The organism is Pseudomonas sp. GW821-FHT02C04 (assembly GCF_059421845.1).
The window spans coordinates 917,361-936,067 of sequence record NZ_JBWKVT010000001.1 but is presented as its reverse complement, the minus strand read 5'-3'; the positions used below and the strand labels follow the sequence as shown (position 1 = coordinate 936,067).

The window sequence follows — 18,707 nt, the reverse complement described above, 5'->3', positions numbered from 1 at the left end:
CCCGCGTATCATTCGGTCGCGGGGCTTTTTTGTGCCTGTCTTTCATGGTTTTCCAACACCGTGACGGTCGCCGTGGTGCCTGCCCTCAAACGCCCCTTACCCGCGTAATCCGGGTCGATCCCGATTCGCACCGGTACTCGCTGCGCAAGCTTCACCCAGGTGTAACTGGGGTTGATGTTGGCCAGCAATCGACTGCCGGGCGCGTTTTCCCGGTCGGCAATGGCGAAGGCGATGCTTTGCACCGTGCCGCCAAACTTTTCTCCGCTCATCAATTCAATCCGCACGCGGTCACCCTCCTCGATCCTTGGCAGTTTGGTTTCCTCGAAATAGCCACTGACATAGAACGAATCGCTGTCGACCAGTGCCAGCAACGCACCGCCGGCCACCGCGTAATCCCCCTGACGAGTCAACAGGTTGGTGACATAGCCGCTGACCGGCGATTCGACACGGGTGCGCTGCAAGTCCAGCTCGGCCTGGGTCAGCGCTGCAATCGCCAATTGCACGTTGGCCTCGGCCAGGCCCAGATTAGCCTGGTTGCGCAGCAGATCGGCCTGGGCCACGGCCACTTCGGTGCTGGACTTCTCCCACTCTTCCCCCGAAATCGCAAAGCCCTGTTTGAGCGTGCGCCTGCGCCGTTCTTCGCTCTCGCGTTGCTTGAGCAACGCCTCGCTGGCAACGATGGCGGCCCGGGATTGGCCGAGGGTGGCCCTGGCCACTTCGACCGAACGCCTGGCATGTTCAACCGCCAGGCTGTAGCGAGCCGGATCGATCTCCAGCAGCAATTGGCCCTTGTCGACATGCTGGTTGTCCTGCACCGCCAGACTCACGATACGCCCCGAGACATCCGCCGACAGGGTCACGACATCCGCCCTCACCCGCGCATCCCGTGTCCATGGGGCTCGGGTGTAATGCTCCCAGGCGAACCAGCCGAGCACGATTGCCAGCAGCACCACTGCCAATGTCGTCAATCGAGTGAGCAACGTCTTCAAGGCTTCAGGCTCCCATCAACAAAATCAATGTGGCGCAAACACAGGCGTACAACGCGCCTTCGAACAGCGCTTCATGCCAGACCAGACGCAGCACGCCGAGGCGGCGCAATACCCAGTCCAGCAATAGAAAGACCGGTATGGCCAGAATCAGGGCCTGAGCAATGGGCGGCAGGTAGACGCCACCGATCTCGAAGTCAATGGGCAAGGGCCGGTACTCCTTCAGGGACGTTGTGTTGCAGGTACTCGCCGTGACGCTCAAGGAAAGAGACGACGATCAACAGCGCCACACGCATGCGAAACACTGACCACAGATGCTCGTGCGTGGCGGCATGCAAGTCATCCAGTTGGTCACCGAGAGCATGCAGCGTCGTCAGCAAGGCTGGCAGGTGCACATCCGGACGGCCAGCGACAAAGCGGCCGGTCTGGCGCAAGGCGGCCATCAGTTGCTGGCCGAAAGCGTCCGTGAGCAAGGCGTTACCCTGCACCTGTTGCCTGAGCTGGTGGATGGCGACGCCGAGTGCCACACAGGCAAGACTGATTTCATATCGTCGTTGCATATCCGGATCATTGGCTGCCGGCAACAGCCCCAGCATGGTTGTCAGGCGATCGACCATGCGGCTTTCGAACGTGAATTGCCGTTCGTCTGTAGCGGGCACTTTCGTCAGTTGATACACCTGCTCCCGCGCTTCGTTGTAGAACCGGCGGATTCGCAACACCGGGCGGAACGGAAAGATCCAGGCATAGACGATCAGGGCCAGCATCGCCGCACTGACGTAGGCACCGGCAAACTCGAACCATTGGATGGCGGTGTTCTGCCCGGTGCCGACGTTCTGCGGACCGAGCATCAGGAAACTCGACAATCCCAGCCCCATGCCGATGCCCGCCGTGGCCGGGCTGGCCAGTCCGACCGCAATCACATAGAGCAGAGGCGCCAGCAACAGCGCCAGCCATTCGAAGTCGTTGACCGCCGGCACCAGCATGAACTGATACAGCGCCGAAACCACCAGTGCCAGGCCCAGCCCCCGGGCGTAACTTTGTGCGGCAATCAAGGGGCGCGGAAACGTTGCCATCAGCGAACACAGGATCCCCACCAGAATCATCCCGCCACGCGCACCGTCCCACGCCGTTTCGATCCAGATCAGCCCGGCCACCAACAATGCACTGAAGGCCCTGATGGCGTTCATGGCTGCCAGGGTGAAATCCAGGTGCAGCGGACTGGACTGGCCGCGAAACATGCAACTGGCCTCCCGCCCTTCCTGTATCGCTTCGCTCAGTTCGAGGATCTGCTCCAGTTGTTGCAGCAGCCGCGCCTGCTCCCAACGCAGCGCCCATGCCAGCGAACGCAAGGTCGCGCTCATGTCTTCGGTCAACTGTTCAGCCCTGTAGGCCAGCGCTTCGAATTGTTGCTGCAGGACAACCAGTTGGTGCCTCATGTCTTCCGGCAGTGAGCGCCCGTACTGTGCCAATTGATCAAGAAACGCCAGCTCATCGGCACGCAAGCGCTGGACTTCGAGCGGCAGATCGCCGTCCCAGCGCGCGGTCAGCAACTGGCGCTGATGACGCAGGGCTGTCAGGCGCGACGTCAGCAGCATCAGTTGATTGCCCAGCATCAACACCAGGTTGTTGGCACTGCGCAGGCGCGGGGCATCGAAATACAGATGGCGACGCAAGCCTTCCAGCGCACTGATTTCTCCGAGCAGCTGCATTTGCCGGCGCTGGAATTCGGCCTCGCTTTCTTCGGTACGAATCACTGCGGCGGCATGGGTCGCAACCAGTTTGATGACCTGATCAACTTTGGCGAAGTAGTTGCGCGAAACCGCCTCGGGGCGGGCCGTGAGCAGGCTGACAACACAGACGCAGGCCACCGCCAGCAAGGTTTCAGTGACCCGGGTGACCGCCAGCAGAAAGGTGCCGTCCTGATCCGGGATTGCCAGCAGCGCCACCACCACGGCGGTGTAGCCACTGAGCACGAACGCCTGGGAACTGGTGTAGCGCAGCAACGTGCCGCCAGCCGTGCACAGGGCCAGCCACAGCGCCAGGGTTGTGATGAACGGTAAAGGCGCCTGAGGAAAAATCGCCATGATCAGCACCGCCACAGCAGCGCCAAGGGTAGTGCCAATGACCTGACCGAAACTGCGGGCCAACGCCATCCCCGCCAGTGGCTGACTGATGATGACCACGGCCATGATCGACCACTTGGGTTGATCCAGATCGAACAGGAACGCCAGGTACAACGTCAGTAGCCCGGCCGCAATGGTGCGCAGGCCAAACAGCAGCACTGCCTGACCGGGGTGGATCACGGCCTTGAAATAATTGAACAGGGCTTGCATGAGCGCACTCGCCAAAGGAACTTCACCAAGCGTAGTCACTGCATCGAGAGCTGGCCGGCTTCCGGGGCCGACAGATGTTGTAGGGCTATTCATCAATGGTGGTCAGTCATATTGGGCACAGTGTTTGACTCACGGCTTCAGCTGACCGAAGCTTGCCCCCTCTGCGTCAATATGAAAGCTTCGGATACCTGCATGCCTCAGTCCCGCCGCTACTTGTTCATCAGTCTTGGCCTCGTGCTTGTCCTCCTGGTTGGATGGCTGTCCCTGCGCAGCACCGCTCCGGTGGTGCCGGAGGCCATCAAGCATGGTTTCAGTGAGGCGCTGGCTGCCGCCCGAGCCGGTCAACCGGGCGCGGCGCGGGTTTTGTACCAACAGCTGGGGCGTCCGGACCTGTCGGTCAAGCGGCGCGTCTGGCTACATGCCGAACTGCCGAACTACCCGAGCCCGCAAGCGTTGAAACTGGCAGATGCCGATTTGCAGAACGAATCCCCGGAAGTGCGAATGGCGGCGATCAGGAGCGTGACCGGCCTGGTGCCGGGCGGCCAGCGTAGTCTGTTGCTCGGCCCGTTGCTCGACGATGAGGATCAGGACGTTCGATTTGCTGCGATCAACGCCCTGCTCGGCTTGTCCCCCGATCAGTTGGGCCTGTATTTCGCGCCGTTGCAGCAAGGCATCGACGTCTGGGAGCAGGCACTCAAGAGCCAGGCGGAAAGCGCCGCCAACTACGCGCAACTGGCACGTCTGTATCTGCACAATGCCGAGCTCAAGCAGGCACAGGATGCCCTTGAGCAAACCCTGCGCCTGGATCCCGCCAACCTGCCGGCGCTGGTGATGCAGATCGAAGTGCTTGACCGTCAGGGCCAGAGTGACGCCGCCCGGCAATTGCTGGCGCGACAATTGAAGGCCCAACCCGACTCTGCCTATCTGCAACATGCGTTGGGCTTGTGGCTGCTGCATCACGATCAACACGAATTCGCCCTGCTCGGCCTGTCCAAAGCCGTGGAGCTGGAGCCCGACAACAAGGACTATCGCTACGACCTCGCCACCACGCTGCACGACGCTGAGGAACTCGAAGCGGCGCAGAAACAGTTGCAGGAAATCGTCCAGCGTCACCCCGCCGACCGTAAGGCCCGCGTGCTGCTGATCAATTACTGGAAAGAAAGTGGTCAGTTACAGAACGTGCAGGTTCTGCTGGCCCAACTCGAACAGATGAATCCGGACGATCCGTCTCTGCAGCAAGGTCTCTGAGCGACTTCTGACAGCATCCTCGACACCGTTCGCAAGAAATTCGGAACCGCCCTCTCGGCAAAGGGTCAAGTAAACAGGCAGCCCGCAAAGGCGTAACCCGCCCGCTGTCTCGTTTCCCCTAGTCATGAGAGGGCATTTTTTGTCTACATCGAACGAGTTGATCAGCGCAAAAGCCGCCACAGGCATCGAAGGGCTGGACGACATTCTGGCCGGTGGTTTGTCTCGCGGTCATGTGTTCCTGCTGGAGGGCGAGCCCGGTACCGGTAAAACCACGGTGGCGTTGCATTTTCTTCTGGCCGGCGCCCGTGCCGGTGAGCGCTCGCTGTACATCACGCTGTCCGAAACCGAGCGCGAACTGCGTCAGGGTGCGCTCTCCCACGGCTGGGACCTGAACGAAAACATCGAGATTTTCGAGCTGACACCGCCGGAAAGCCTGCTCAACGCCGAGCATCAGCAGAGCCTGCTGTATTCCTCTGATCTTGAGCTGGGCGAAGCCACCAAACAGATTTTCGAAGTGGTCGAGCGCTTCAAACCGACCCGCGTGGTGCTCGACAGCCTGTCGGAGATCCGCCTGCTGGCGCAAAGCTCCCTGCGTTATCGCCGCCAGATCCTGGCGATCAAGCACTACTTCGTGCGGTATGACGCGACGGTATTGTTGCTGGACGATCTGACGACAGAGTCCCTCGACAAAACCGTGCACAGCGTGGCCCACGGTGTCATCCGGCTCGAAGAGTTGACCCCCAATTACGGCGCCGAACGCCGACGTGTGCGGGTGATCAAGTACCGCGGCCAGAAATATCGCGGCGGTTTTCACGACTTCACCATCATGGGTGATGGCGTGCATGTCTTTCCGCGTCTGGTGGCGGCCGAACATCGGGGCGATTACCCGCGTCTGCAATTGACCAGTGGCATCTACGAAATGGACGCGCTGCTGGGCGGCGGGATCGAAACCGGCTCCAGCACGTTGATTCTCGGCCCGGCCGGTACCGGCAAATCGCTGATTTCGATGATCTTCGCTGCCGCTGCGGTCACGCGTGGCGAGAAGGCAGCGCTGTTCATTTTTGATGAAGAACTCGGTCTGCTGTTCGAACGCATGAAAAACATCGGCATCGACCTCAAGGCCCTGCAAGCCACCGGTAATCTGCTGATCGAGCAGGTAGACGCTGCCGAACTGTCTCCAGGCGAGTTTTCCCACCGGGTGCGCCGCTGCGTCGATGAAGCCAATATCAAGACCGTGGTGATCGACAGCATCAACGGCTATCAGGCGGCGATGCCGGAAGAAAACGCGCTGGTCCTGCACATGCACGAGCTTCTGCTGTACCTGAACCGCAAGGGCGCCGCGACCTTCATGACCGTCGCCCAGCACGGTCTGGTCGGCGACATGCAGGCGCCGGTGGACATCACGTATCTGGCCGACACCGTCATCCTGTTGCGCTACTTCGAAGCCCTCGGCAAGGTGCGTCGGGCGATTTCGATCATCAAGAAACGTACCGGCAGCCACGAATCGACCATCCGTGAATACCGGATTTCCGCCCAGGGCATGACCATCGGCGAGCCGCTGGAAGCTTTCCAGGGTGTACTGCGCGGCGTGCCGACCTACCTCGGTGCGAGCAATCCGCTGCTCAAGGAAGACAACTTGTGACCGTCACCGTCCCGCTGTCCGAACGGGCGCTGATCCTCGCGCCCCTGGGTCGCGACAGCCAGATCGCGCTGATGATCCTCAACGAGGCCGGTTACGGCGGCCTCATTACCTCAGGCCTGGGGAATCTGTGCGCCGAACTGGAACCCGGCGCCGGTTTGCTGCTGATCGCTGCCGAAGCCCTGAATGGCCCGGAACTCGAAGGCCTGCTGCTGTACCTGGAGCAACAACCGGCATGGTCGGACCTGCCGATCGTCCTGCTCACCCATCACGGTGGGTCCGAACAAGGCCCCTCCTCGCGACTCAGTGAGTTGCTGGGCAACGTGACATTCCTTGAACGCCCTTTCCATCCGGCGACCTTGATCAGTCTGGTCACGACTGCCCTGCGCGGGCGACGACGACAGTACGAGGCCCGCGACCGTCTGATCGATCTGAGCGAAAGCGAGCGACGCCTGCAATCAACCCTCGAAACCCTTGAGCAACAAGTCGAGGAACGCACGGCGCAACTGCGGCACAACGAAGAAGCGCTGCGCCAGTCGCAGAAGATGGAAGCGGTCGGCCAGCTCACCGGCGGTATCGCTCACGACTTCAACAATATGCTGACCGGGATCATCGGCAGTCTCGAATTGCTGCGCCGGCGTCTTGCCCGCGGCCGAACGGATGATCTCGACAGCCTGATCGATCTGGGCGTGACGTCAGCCAACCGCGCGGCCGGCCTCACTCACCGTCTGCTGGCGTTTTCCCGCCGGCAGTCGCTGGACTCCAAAGCGGTGCAGATGAACGATCTGGTGCAATCGATGGGCGAACTGCTGCAACGCAGCCTCAACGAAAGCATCCAGCTGGACATGCGCCTGCATGAACAATTGTGGGTGGCCGAGGCCGATCCCAATCAACTGGAAAGTGCCCTGCTCAACCTGGTGATCAACGCACGCGATGCGATGCCAGACGGCGGCAATCTTGTAGTCGAAACCGGTAATCAGGTGCTGGATCGCGACTTCACCGCGACTTACAGCAATCTGTCGCCGGGCGATTACGTCGTGTTGAGCGTGACCGACAATGGCTGCGGCATGCCGCAGAGCGTGATCAATCGCGCGTTCGATCCATTCTTCACCACCAAACCCATCGGCCAGGGCACAGGTCTGGGTCTGTCGATGATTTATGGCTTCAGCAAGCAATCCGGTGGACATGTCTCGATCGACAGCGAAATCGATCAAGGCACCACGGTAAAACTCTATCTGCCACGCTTCCAGGGCGAGTCCCTGCCCCACGCCCCCGTGGATACGGAGCAGGCACCGGATGCCGTGGAAGGCGAAACCGTGTTGATCGTCGAAGACGATCCGGCCGTGCGCGTGCTGGTCAGCGCGGTATTGAGTGAGTTGGGTTATGGGTTTGTCGAAGCCAGTGATGCCGACGGCGCGGTGCCGATCCTGGATTCAGCGCAGCGCATTGATCTGCTGATCAGCGATGTCGGCCTGCCGGGCATGAATGGCCGGCAACTGGCGGAAATCGGCCGACAATACCGGCCAGATCTGAAAGTGTTGTTCATCACTGGTTACGCCGAACACGCGGCGGTGCGCGGCGGGTTTCTCGACCCGGGCATGCAGATGATCACCAAGCCGTTCACCTTCGATCTGTTGACGGCGAAGGTGCGGGAGATGATCAAGAGCTGAGGCGGTTAACGCCTCAGGCCAGCAATTCCTGAATTTTCTCCTGCAGCACGTCCAGGTCGAACGGTTTCTCCAGAATCGGCGCTCTACGCGTGATCGGGCTGCCGGTCTCGCGGATTTCCTGCGGATAGCCGCTGATGAAGATCACCTTCAGATCAGGGCGCAACTTGACGGCGGGTTCGGCGATCTGCACGCCTGAAATCCCGCCCGGCAAGCGGAAATCGGTAATCAACATGTCCAGATGCGGCTTGCTCGCCAGAATCTCGAACGCCTGCTCGCCGTTTTCGGCCTGCAATACGCGATAGCCCTGGCCCGACAGATAGTCTGTCAACACCATCAGGATCACCGGTTCGTCCTCGACGACGAGTACTACATCTTGTGCATCTACGCTCATGGGAAGCCTTTGTTCGGTCAATAGCTGCTGATACGACCGTGTGGTCACTCAGAGGTTGCGTTTGTTTCGCCGTTTTCCTGGAGCGGCAGACAAACGCGAAACAGGGCGCCTTCGTTGATCCTGCTCTCGACGACGATGGAACCGCCATGGGCGGCGACGATCTGCTCGGAAATAAACAGACCCAGTCCGAGGCCGGCCACCACCGTCTTGGCGGAAACCCGTTCGAACTGTTGAAAAATACGTTTCTGGTTCTCCTCGCTGATACCGATGCCCTGGTCCGCGACTTCGACCCGCGCCTCATTGCCCTCGCGATACACCCGCACCTGCACCGGGCTCTTGCCGCCGTAACGCAAGGCGTTGGTCAGCAGGTTCGACACCACTTGCTCAATGCGGAACTCGTCCCAATGCCCTTCCACCGGTTCGCCAGCGGTGAAGCTGACTTCGGTCTCGGCCGCTTCGATCTGCTGGGCGAAGTTTTGCAGCAGGTTGCCGACCAGTTGCGCCAGGTCGAACCGGCTCGGTCGGATCGACAGCTTGCCGGTGCGGATCCGCGACACGTCGAGCATGTCTTCGATCAGGCGGATCAGGCTTTTGATCTGGCGCTCATCGCGGTCGACCATCGCGTGCATCTTGTCGAGGGTGAACGCGGCGGCGTTGTCCCGGGCCAGGTGCATCTTGCGCAACTGGGTTTCGAGGATAAGGCCGTTGAGCGGCGTGCGCACTTCGTGGGCGACGATCGACATGAAATCGTCACGCATGCGCACGGCCTGCTCCAGTTCGCCTTGGGTGCTTTGCAGTTGCTGCAACAGCGCTTCCTGCTCGCGACGGCTCTGCTCAAGGGCTTCGACCTGTTGTTTCATCGCCTTGCTCTGGCGGTACAAGTCGACAAAGACGTTGACCTTGCTCTTCACCGCATGGATATCCAGCGGTTTGTGCAGGAAGTCCACCGCACCGCTTTCATAGCCCTTGAACGCGTAATTCAGTTCACGGCCGGCAGCGCTGACAAAGATGATCGGGATGTTCTTGGTCTTCTCGGTGCCGCGCATCAGCTCGGCCAGCTCGAAGCCATTCATGCCGGGCATCTGCACGTCGAGGATGGCCATGGCGAATTCGTGTTGCAGCAGCAGCGACAGCGCTTCGTCCGCCGACAGCGCTTTGTAGACGGTGCGGTCTTCGCGTTTGATCAGCGCTTCGAGAGCCAGCAGGTTCTCGGGCAGATCGTCGACGATCAGCAGTTTTGCCTGAATATTACTCAGCATGCGATTCGTTCCAGCTCGACAAGCAGACGGCCGATGCCGCGTATGGGAAGTATGTGATCCGGTTGATGAATCTTCAGGGCGGCCTCGGGCATGGTTGCCACCAGAGCCTCGTCCGGATCCTGAACGATGGTCAGCCCGCCATGGCGTTTGACCTGCGCCAGGCCCCGCGCGCCATCGTGGTTGGCCCCGGTCAGCAGCACGGCGGCCAGTGCGGGGCCATAGACGTCGGCGGCGGACTCGAACAGAAAATCGATCGAAGGCCGCGAATGATGCAAGCGGTCTTCCAGGCTCAACGACAGGCTGCGGTCCTGTTCCACCGACAGGTGATAGCCCGGTGTGGCGAAATACACGGTGCCGGGATGAATGTCCTGTTTATCGATGGCTTCGGCGACCGGTAACGCCACGCGCCGGGCAAACACATCAGCGAGCTGGCTGCGCCGTTCTTCCGGCAGATGCAGGACGATGATGATCGGCAGCCCGAATCCTGACCGCAGCGAACCGAGCAGGGTCAGCAAGGCCTCGACGCCACCGGCGGAAGCCCCGACCACAATCGCCTCTACCCGAGGCAAATCCGCTGCACTGTTCATGATTTGCGGTAGATCCGTTCTTGTTTCACCAAGGGCTCGAACTGGTTGGAATAGCCGGAAAAATCCAGCGTTTCCTTGCTGCCCAACACCAGGAAGCCTCGGTGGCACAACGACTCATGGAACAATCCGAATGCTCGATCCTGAAGTTTTTTATTGAAATATATCAACACGTTACGACATGAAATTAATTGAGTTTCAGAGAATACGCTGTCCGTCGCCAGGCTGTGATCGGCGAAGGTCACGTTCTCGCACAGGCTCTTGTCGAAAATCGCGTAGCCATACGCAGCAGTGTAGTAGTCGGCGAACGAGCGCTGACCGCCGGCCTGCTGATAGTTGGCGGTGTAGGCGCGCACGTTTTCCATCGAAAAGATCCCCTGCTTGGCCTTGTCCAGCGAGCGTGGGTTGATGTCGGTGGCGTAGATGATCGTGCGGTCGAGCAGACCTTCTTCGCGCAGCAGGATCGCCATCGAATAGACCTCCTCACCGGTGCTGCACCCGGCGATCCAGATCTTGATCGACGGATACGTCTTGAGCAGCGGCACCACCTCCTGACGGATCGCCAGGAAGTGCGACGGATCGCGGAACATCTCGCTGACCGGAATCGTCAGCAATTGCAGCAATTGCATGAACGCCGTCGGGTCGTGCAGGACCTTCTCCTGCAACGCCGAAATCGTCGCGCATTCGAACTGGCTCAACGCATGTTGCACCCGGCGCTTGATCGACGCGCCGGAGTAGTCACGAAAGTCATAGCTGTACTTGAGGTAGATCGCCTCGATCAGCAAGCGCAATTCGATTTCGCTGTTTCGTTCGGCTGAGTAACTGCGTTCCACTAAATGCGTTCCATCTTCGGCAACCACACGCGAATCAGCGAGAACAGGCGATCCAGGTCGATGGGCTTGGCCAGGTAATCATTGGCGCCCGCCTGCAGGCAGCGCTCCTGATCGTCCTTCATGGCCTTGGCCGTCACCGCGATGATCGGCAGCTTGCGCCAGCGTGGATCCTTGCGGATTTCCATGGTGGCTTCAAAACCATCCATTTCCGGCATCATCACGTCCATCAGCACCAGGTCGATGTCCTCGACTTCATTCAGTTTTTCAATCGCTTCGCGACCGTTACGGCCGATCACCACGACTGCACCCTTGGTTTCCAGCGCGCTGGTCAGGGCGAAGATGTTACGTACATCGTCGTCCACCAGCAGCACTTTGCGACCCTCGAAGACCTTGTCGCGGCTGCGCGCGGTCTTGAGCATCTTCTGCCGTTCATGGGACAACTGCGATTCGACTTTGTGCAGAAAGAGTGTGACCTCGTCCAGCAGGCGCTCCGGCGAGCGCGCGCCCTTGATGATGATCGAACGCGAATACTTGCGCAGATCGGCCTCTTCATCGCGGGTCAGGTTGCGTCCGGTGTAGACGATGACCGGCGGGAACGAGCAGATATCCTCGGTGGACATGCGCTTGAGCAGATCGTTGCCGAGCATGTCCGGCAGCTTCAGGTCGATGACCATGCAATCGAAGATCGTCGTGCGCAGCAGCTCCAGCGCGTCTTGCGCGAGGCCGACGGCGGTGATTTCGATGTCGTCGTCACCGATCAGGCGGGCGATGCTTTCGCGTTGCAGATCGTCGTCCTCGACCAGCAGCACGCGTTTGACCTTCTGGGTCAGCTTGGCTTCAAGGCGCGCGAACACGTCCTTGAGTTCTTCGCGGGTGGTCGGTTTGACCGCGTAACCGATAGCGCCCATGTGCATGGCCGCTTCGACGCGGTCTTCCACGGAAATCACGTGCACCGGGATGTGTCGGGTTTCGGCGTGCTCTTTCAGGCGTTGCAGAACGGTCAGGCCCGAGTGATCCGGCAGACGCATGTCCAGCAGGATCGCGTCCGGCACGAACTCTTTAGCCAGGTCATAACCTTCATCCGCACCGTGGGCTACCAGGCACTGATAACCCAGTTCGTGGGCCAGGTCGTAGAGGATGTGGGCAAAGTTCGGCTCGTCTTCCACCACCAGAATGCAGCGGGTATCGAACGGTGCCTTGTTGCGGTCGTCGTTGAAACGCGGGATGTCGACGGACGCCAGCGGCGAAACCGCGACGGCAGGTGTAATGACCGATGCGGAGGCCGGCGGACTGAAGGTCAGCGGTGCAACCGGCGTATCACCCGGCTCGCGGTATTGCTGCGGTAACACCAGCGTAAAGGCACTGCCCTGCCCCGGTGCGCTGCTGACGCTGATCGAGCCACCCAGCAACGTCGCCAGATCCCGGGAGATCGACAGGCCCAACCCGGTGCCGCCGTATTTGCGGTTGGTGGTGCCGTCGGCCTGGCGGAAGGCTTCAAAAATGCTTTCCTGCTGGTCCTGCGCGATCCCGATCCCCGAGTCGCGCACGATAAAGGCAATGCGATCGTCCGGTTGCCCGGCGATGGTCAGGCTGACCGTGCCGTGTTCGGTGAATTTCACGGCGTTGGACAGCAGGTTCTTGATGACCTGCTCCAGACGCTGGCGGTCGGTGAACAGCGTGATCGGAGCGTCTGGCTGCAACTCGACGCTGAACGCCAGCTTCTTGTCCGCCGCCAGTGGTTCGAATACACCGCGCAAGCCTTCGGCCAGGCGCGCTACGCTGGTGTTTTCCGGGACCACTTCGAGTTTGCCGGCTTCAACCTTGGAAATGTCGAGAATGTCGTTGATCAGGTTGAGCAGATCGTTGCCGGCGGAATAGATCGACTCGGCAAACTTCACCTGCTCGACGCTGAGGTTGTCCTGCGGGTTTTCCGCCAGCAGCTTGGCCAGGATCAGCGAACTGTTCAGCGGCGTGCGCAGTTCGTGGGACATGTTGGCGAGGAATTCGGATTTGTACTTGCTCGAACGCTGCAACTCTTCGGCGCGCTCTTCGAGTTGCACCTGGGCCTGATTGAGCTCGGTGTTCTTCTGGTCCATGGCGTCGCGTTGCTCGGCCAGGGTCTGGGCCTGTTCGGCCAGTTGCTCGTTGGTCTGCTCCAGCTCGACTTGCTGGGTTTCCAGATGCGCCTGGGACTCCTTGAGAATCCGCGACTGTTCTTCCAGCTCTTCGTTGGCGGTTTTCAGCTCTTCCTGCTGCACCTGCAACTCTTCGTTGAGCTGCTGGGTTTCGGCCAGCACTTCCTGTAGACGCTGGCGGTAACGCGCCGCTTCGATGGACGTGCCGATGTTGCCGGCAATCAGCTCCAGAAGCGCCACATCGCGGTCGGTGAGCGGGCGCAGGAAGCCGAGCTCGATTACGCCATTGACCCGGTCGTCGTCGCTGGTCGGCACCACCAGCACACTGTGCGGCAGGCCTTCGCCCAGACCGGAGCTGACCTTGAAGTAGTCGGCCGGTACCGAATCGAGACGAATCAGCCGCGCCTGCTGCGAGACCTGGCCGACAATGCCTTCACCGCTGTAGATCGATTGTTCCTGTTCTTCCTGCTCGCGGGAGAAGCCATAGCTTGCAACACGTTTGAGGCCGCCATGTTCTTCGCGCACATACAGCGCGGCCACGGCGGTACCCAGATATTGGGCACAGAATTGCAGAATGTTGCGGCCCAGCAGGTTGAGCGTCAGTTGTCCCAGTACCTGCTCGGCCAATTGCGTCTGACCGTTGCGCAACCACGCTTGCTGCTCCAGACGATCGGCACTGGCCTGTTGTGCGGCAAGGTTTGCGCTGTAGCTGTCCGAAAGACTGACCAGATCGCGCCGGCCGACGTAGGCCAGCAAACCGCTGATGCCGGCGATGAACAGCAGGTACAGGCTGATGCTCCAGATCGTGGTCCGACGCACGTCTTCGTTACGCGTGGTGCGCAATGTCTGCTCGGTATCGATCACGTCTTCGAACTGCTTGCGGATCTCGTCGGTCAGGCGCTTGCCGCGCCCGGCCTTCACTGCAGCCTTGTAGTCACCGCTGGCGCGCTGCAGGTCGATCATCGATTGCGCGTAGGTCGCCCACTCGGTTTGCAAGGCTTGCAGGCGACGCAGGCGGTCGGTCTGTACCGGGTTGTCGGCGGTCAGTTCGAGCAAGGTATTGAGCGCTACGGTGATACGCGGCTTCGCCGTTTCGTACGGATCGAGGAAGTGCTCGTCGCCACTGAGCAGGAAACCGCGCATGCCGGTTTCCAGGTCGACAGTGAGTTTTACTGCCTCATTGGCGTTATTGATTACCCGGTCGGTGTGTTCCACCCACTGGATCACCGACAACAGGTAGGTGATCAGGCAAACGAAGAACACGGCGCTGATCGCGCCCACACCCAAAGGCAGGCTGACGTTGCGACTCAATAGTTTACGAAACCGTTGCTCATCAACCGAAGACGGAGAGGACATGTGGCAGCCTTGTCGAACTGTTGAAAACCAGGGAGTTTGCCCCAAAACGGCGGCATGGATCCATTTTTCTCACAGTGTTAGCACTGTTTTCCCACATTTGCCTGCGCCGAATCGCGGGCCAGCAGTTATCCTTGCCCACCCGTATACGCCTATTCTTTTTTGTACCCATTCGGGAACTTGTGGCTATGCGCCACTTACTCATGCAAGAGCCCGGCAATTTTGATCGACCGGCGCCACCCTCCCCATTCTTGAGAGCCGCCACTATGTCCAGCACTGCGTCCACCATCCTTGTAGTAGAAGACGATGCCATCGTGCGCATGTTGATCGTCGACGTGCTGGAGGAGTTGGAGTTCAAGGTTCTGGAAGCGGATGGCAGCGAACAGGCCCTGGACATCATCAAGGATGTGAATCAGCACATCGACCTGATGATGACCGACGTCGGCCTGCCGATCATGGACGGCCGCCAATTGGCCACCGAGGCACGCAACTTGCGTCCTGCTCTACCCATTCTGTTTGCCAGCGGTTATGCCGAGACCATTGAAGTACCGGCAGACATGCATGTCATCGGCAAGCCGTTTTCCATTGATCAGCTGCGTGACAAGGTAAAAGGGGTTCTCGGTCACTCCTGAGCCACCCGACTTCAATTGCTGGAAAAACTGTCACTCGCCCTGCCAGTAGTCTTTGCGCTCGGTCTTGCCCGATGTACACCCAAGAAAAACGGATCCCGCGACACCCGGGTTGTGGTCTAATTCCCGCGCCTTTTTTTCGTCTCTTCGTCCCAGGAATCGTTTCTCATGAGTCAGCCCGCAACCAAAGTCCTCGTCATTGGTTACGTCTGGCCGGAACCCCGTTCCTCCGCGGCAAGCGGGCACGTGATGCAGATTCTCGAGACCTTCCTGCAACAAGGCTGGCAAATCACCTTTGCCAGCCCCGCCGGCACCGGTGAACATCGCGCCGACCTGACCGCATTGGGCATCCGCGAAGTCCCGATCGAACTGAACAACAGCAGTTTCGACACCTTCATCAGCGAACTCGCCCCGGATATCGTGCTGTTCGACCAGTTCATGATCGAAGAACAGTTCGGCTGGCGCGTCGAGAAGCACTGCCCCGACGCCTTGCGTGTTCTGGAAACTTCGGATCTGCAAAGCCTGCGACATGCCCGGCACCAGCGCTTGAAGGATCGCCTCAAGCTCAGCGATGACGCCAACGATTTCGATCAGCTGTTTGCCCCGGCGCTGGCCGAAGAGTTCGAGTTGATGGCTGACACTGACCTGGCCAAACGCGAGATCGCCGCGCTCTACCGCTGCGATCTGAGCCTGATGATTTCGCAGGTGGAAATCGAGTTGCTGGTAAAGCAGTTCAAGCTGCCACCCGAGTTGTTGCACTGGTGCCCGTTGATGGTCGCCTCCCCGAGCACACCAGCGAAACCCTTTGAAGAGCGCGCGCACTTCCTCAGTATCGGCAACTTCCGCCACGCGCCGAACTGGGACGCGGTTTTGTGGATGAAATCCACTGTCTGGCCGCTGATCCGCGAACAACTCCCGAAAGCACAATTGCATATCTACGGTGCCTACACGCCGCCCAAGGCTGCAGCCTTGCACAACGCCGCGCAGGGCTTTCACATCATGAACTGGGCCGAGGATGCGTTGCAGGTCATGTCCGATGCGCGCATCTGCCTGGCACCCTTGCGTTTCGGCGCCGGCATCAAGGGCAAACTGATCGATGCCATGCTCTGCGGCACGCCGAGTGTCACCACGCCGATTGGTGCTGAAGGCATGCACACTGACCAACCCTGGCCGGGCGCTGTCTGCCGTAAGGCGCAGGATCTGGCCAATGCCGCTGTTGAGCTTTATCGCGACGAGGTCCGTTGGCACACCGCGCAGTCCCAGGGGCACGCGCTACTCCAGGAGGTTTATCAGCAGGCCATACATGGGCCGGCGCTGATCAACAAACTGCTGGATTGTCGCGAAAACATTGTCCAACTAAGACGCAACAACTTCACCGGCAGCATGTTGCGACATCACTCGCACAAGAGCACGCAATACATGGCGCAGTGGATTGAAGCAAAGAACCAGAACAAGTAATTCGACTGGACACTTTCAAAAACAAAAGCCAATAACTTGAATTGATCTCCGCATAGTCAGCCAGAACATAAAACACTATAAACATTCTGCAAGTGCCGCTCTGAACACCTGACAGAGCGGCATCTTTTAAAACTTATGCAGGATGCACTTATGAGCACTAACAACTGGATGGGCTCGACACCCGCCATTGACTCACTGTCGATATCTGAACTGACACTTCCAGGCACTCATAACGCCGGCAGTGACTGGCGCGCTTCCTATCCGCTTTTCGGCCCGCCGCGCCACTGGCTCGCATGCCAGCATGATTCCTTTCATGCCCAGTTGAATCATGGTTCCAGGGCGCTTGATATTCGCCTGACCTACGATCAAAAGGGAGAAGGCTCGAAAAAATTTGTCATTCACCATAATGGCCATCGAAATTCTCGAACCCTGGAAAATCTGATCACCGACGTCAATAAGTTCCTGAACAGCAATCCGGATGAATTCATAATCCTGGACTTTCACAGCATTGACGGAAACGACTTCGACTACGATCACTTCAATAAAGTGATGACCCACTTTTTGGGCCACCGACTTGTTCCCCGCCAGAACTTGCCTTTGAGCCTTCGTGAGCTCAAGCGTGCCAGCACGCAACAACGTGTGTTCGCTGCAGCCAGGTCACATTGGCAACTGGATCAGAAACTGTTCCACGACCTCATCAGCCATCGATGGTCCGGAAACGGCATTACCAGCCCGGATGAGTTGAGGCAATTTATTGGCAGCGTCCTGCATAACCCGCCTGGTACATGGAAGCCCTGGTCCTTATCCGCCACCAGTTACACGGCCCTTGGCGGTCCCGTCGACATACACGACGAACTGAACGAATGGTTCGACCTGGATAAAAGTGACTGGGCTTTGAAGTGCAACATTATCAATGTCGACTTCATGGAAGAGTCGGATCTGGTGGAGTTCTGCCGGATTGCCAGCTTGATGAAGGCCCGACAACGCACGCTTTGAGCCGCAATGGAAACTGGCGCATCCCGCGCGCAAAGAGGCATGATCGCCAGGCGATAACAAAAAAAGCGCCCGACCATGACCCGAACCGCCCGCGTCACCGACCCCTCTTATGAATTGATGGATGACCACAACGGGTTGTCCATCATCTATCGCCAGCACGGTTTCCCCTGCCCGCTGGTGCGCTGGCATTTTCACAAGGAATACGAACTGCACCTGATCGTCGCCAGTTCGGGCAAGGTATTCATCGGCGACTACATCGGCAACTTCTACCCGCAGACGCTGTTCCTGACCGGCCCCAACCTGCCGCACAACTGGATCAGCCAGGTGGCCGAAGACGAAGTGGTCGAGAAGCGTGACATGCTGGTCAACTTCACCGATGAACTGTTTGAAAGCGGCCATCAGGTGTTCGCCGAACTCAAGATCCTGGCGCCGCTGCTGGAGCGTGCGCAGTACGGCATCGAATTCCGCTCACCGCAGACGATTCGCCAGGCCATGACCCTGATGCAGCGCATCGCCGATTCAAGCGGCATCACCCGCCTCGGGCACTTTTTCATCCTGATGGAATTGCTGGCGGCCTCCGACGATTACCAACTGCTGTCCGGCGCAACCACGCCGCAACTGGCCGACGAACACAACATCGACCGCACCAACCGTGCGGTGGATTACATCTTCGCCCACTACGCCCGTGAACTGCCGCTGGAGGAAGTCGCCGAGCATCTGGGCATGAAACCGACCTATTTCAGTCGCGTGTTCAAGCAGGCCACGGGGCGCAATTTCATCGAGTTCGTCAATCGCCTGCGTATCAGCAAATCCTGCGAATTGCTGGCGGACGGTGACAAACCGGTGACCGAGGTGTGTTTCGAGTCGGGCTTCAACAATATCTCCAATTTCAATCGGCGCTTTCAGCAGCTCAAAGGCATGACGCCCTCGCATTATCGGCGGCTGGTGGTGCAGCGCCTGACCGAGCAAAACCACGGCTGAAACCTGTACGGTTTCATCAACGCTACCCTGCTGAAAACCCCTTACCTACGGTAATCGCTCCAATCACGAGTGCAAAAAAGTATCGATACAAGTGCTAGGGATGATTTGTCAGCCCTGCGATTGAAGGCTGTAATCAGTGCACATTCTTCCTGCAGCCGGAAGACACAAAAACAATAACTGTCCTTCTGTCCCCCTCCGGGTGCAGAAAAGGA

15 protein-coding genes are annotated in these 18,707 nt (G+C 59.3%); 7 read left to right on the top strand and 8 right to left on the bottom strand.

Annotation, left to right across the window (positions count from 1 at the left end; genetic code table 11):
• Nucleotides 1-8: 8 nt before the first annotated feature.
• The 3 genes from AC07VV_RS04360 to AC07VV_RS04350 are packed head-to-tail and all read right to left on the bottom strand — an operon-like array spanning nt 9 to nt 3,319.
• On the bottom strand, nt 9-989 hold the full coding sequence (locus tag AC07VV_RS04360) for an HlyD family secretion protein (RefSeq protein WP_495035428.1): 981 nt from the start codon (nt 987-989) through the stop codon (nt 9-11).
• A 4-nt stretch (nt 990-993) separates the two neighbouring features.
• Nucleotides 994-1,194 carry a DUF1656 domain-containing protein gene (locus tag AC07VV_RS04355; protein WP_085709788.1) on the bottom strand — a complete coding sequence of 67 codons (201 nt, stop codon included), beginning with the start codon at nt 1,192-1,194 and terminating at the stop codon, nt 994-996.
• Entirely contained in the window at nt 1,184-3,319 is a 2,136-nt protein-coding gene (locus AC07VV_RS04350) for an FUSC family protein (RefSeq protein ID WP_495035427.1), read from the bottom strand. Before AC07VV_RS04350 ends, AC07VV_RS04355 begins: the two co-directional genes overlap by 11 nt.
• 192 nt (nt 3,320-3,511) lie before the next feature.
• Between AC07VV_RS04350 and AC07VV_RS04345 the strand changes: the two genes are divergently transcribed.
• The 3 genes from AC07VV_RS04345 (at nt 3,512) to AC07VV_RS04335 (ending at nt 7,876) form a co-directional block, all read left to right on the top strand.
• On the top strand, nt 3,512-4,567 hold the full coding sequence (locus AC07VV_RS04345; protein ID WP_495035426.1) for a HEAT repeat domain-containing protein: 1,056 nt from the start codon (nt 3,512-3,514) through the stop codon (nt 4,565-4,567).
• A gap of 139 nt (nt 4,568-4,706) precedes the next feature.
• Entirely contained in the window at nt 4,707-6,209 is a 1,503-nt protein-coding gene (locus AC07VV_RS04340) for an ATPase domain-containing protein (protein ID WP_495035425.1), read from the top strand.
• Nucleotides 6,206-7,876: an ATP-binding protein gene (locus tag AC07VV_RS04335; protein ID WP_495035424.1), complete on the top strand. Its 1,671-nt coding sequence runs from the start codon at nt 6,206-6,208 to the stop codon at nt 7,874-7,876. Before AC07VV_RS04340 ends, AC07VV_RS04335 begins: the two co-directional genes overlap by 4 nt.
• Before the next feature lie 13 nt (nt 7,877-7,889).
• On the opposite strand, the gene AC07VV_RS04330 is transcribed toward AC07VV_RS04335, so the two are convergent.
• The 5 genes from AC07VV_RS04330 to AC07VV_RS04310 are packed head-to-tail and all read right to left on the bottom strand — an operon-like array spanning nt 7,890 to nt 14,434.
• Nucleotides 7,890-8,267, bottom strand: coding sequence for a response regulator (locus AC07VV_RS04330; protein ID WP_007954537.1), 378 nt, complete (start codon nt 8,265-8,267; stop codon nt 7,890-7,892).
• Between the two features lie 44 nt (nt 8,268-8,311).
• Nucleotides 8,312-9,526 (bottom strand): hybrid sensor histidine kinase/response regulator, encoded by a 1,215-nt coding sequence (locus AC07VV_RS04325; RefSeq protein ID WP_495035423.1) that lies wholly within the window; start codon nt 9,524-9,526, stop codon nt 8,312-8,314.
• The gene (locus tag AC07VV_RS04320) at nt 9,520-10,113 is read right to left on the bottom strand and encodes a chemotaxis protein CheB (RefSeq protein ID WP_495035422.1); all 594 of its coding nucleotides are present in this window, start codon (nt 10,111-10,113) and stop codon (nt 9,520-9,522) included. Before AC07VV_RS04320 ends, AC07VV_RS04325 begins: the two co-directional genes overlap by 7 nt.
• The gene (locus tag AC07VV_RS04315) at nt 10,110-10,943 is read right to left on the bottom strand and encodes a CheR family methyltransferase (RefSeq protein ID WP_096820368.1); all 834 of its coding nucleotides are present in this window, start codon (nt 10,941-10,943) and stop codon (nt 10,110-10,112) included. Before AC07VV_RS04315 ends, AC07VV_RS04320 begins: the two co-directional genes overlap by 4 nt.
• On the bottom strand, nt 10,943-14,434 hold the full coding sequence (locus AC07VV_RS04310; protein WP_495035421.1) for a response regulator: 3,492 nt from the start codon (nt 14,432-14,434) through the stop codon (nt 10,943-10,945). Before AC07VV_RS04310 ends, AC07VV_RS04315 begins: the two co-directional genes overlap by 1 nt.
• A 263-nt stretch (nt 14,435-14,697) precedes the next feature.
• Here AC07VV_RS04310 and AC07VV_RS04305 point away from each other — a divergent pair, with 263 nt between their 5' ends.
• From AC07VV_RS04305 to AC07VV_RS04290, 4 genes are all read left to right on the top strand, one after another.
• A complete protein-coding gene (locus tag AC07VV_RS04305; RefSeq protein WP_495035420.1) occupies nt 14,698-15,063 on the top strand; it encodes a response regulator in 366 nt (121 codons plus the stop codon).
• A gap of 165 nt (nt 15,064-15,228) precedes the next feature.
• On the top strand, nt 15,229-16,518 hold the full coding sequence (locus AC07VV_RS04300) for a glycosyltransferase (RefSeq protein WP_495035419.1): 1,290 nt from the start codon (nt 15,229-15,231) through the stop codon (nt 16,516-16,518).
• Between the two features lie 150 nt (nt 16,519-16,668).
• Nucleotides 16,669-17,514: a phosphatidylinositol-specific phospholipase C domain-containing protein gene (locus tag AC07VV_RS04295; RefSeq protein ID WP_495035418.1), complete on the top strand. Its 846-nt coding sequence runs from the start codon at nt 16,669-16,671 to the stop codon at nt 17,512-17,514.
• Between the two features lie 75 nt (nt 17,515-17,589).
• Nucleotides 17,590-18,495, top strand: a complete 906-nt coding sequence (locus AC07VV_RS04290; protein ID WP_495035417.1) for a helix-turn-helix domain-containing protein — start codon at nt 17,590-17,592, stop codon at nt 18,493-18,495.
• Nucleotides 18,496-18,707: the final 212 nt, after the last annotated feature.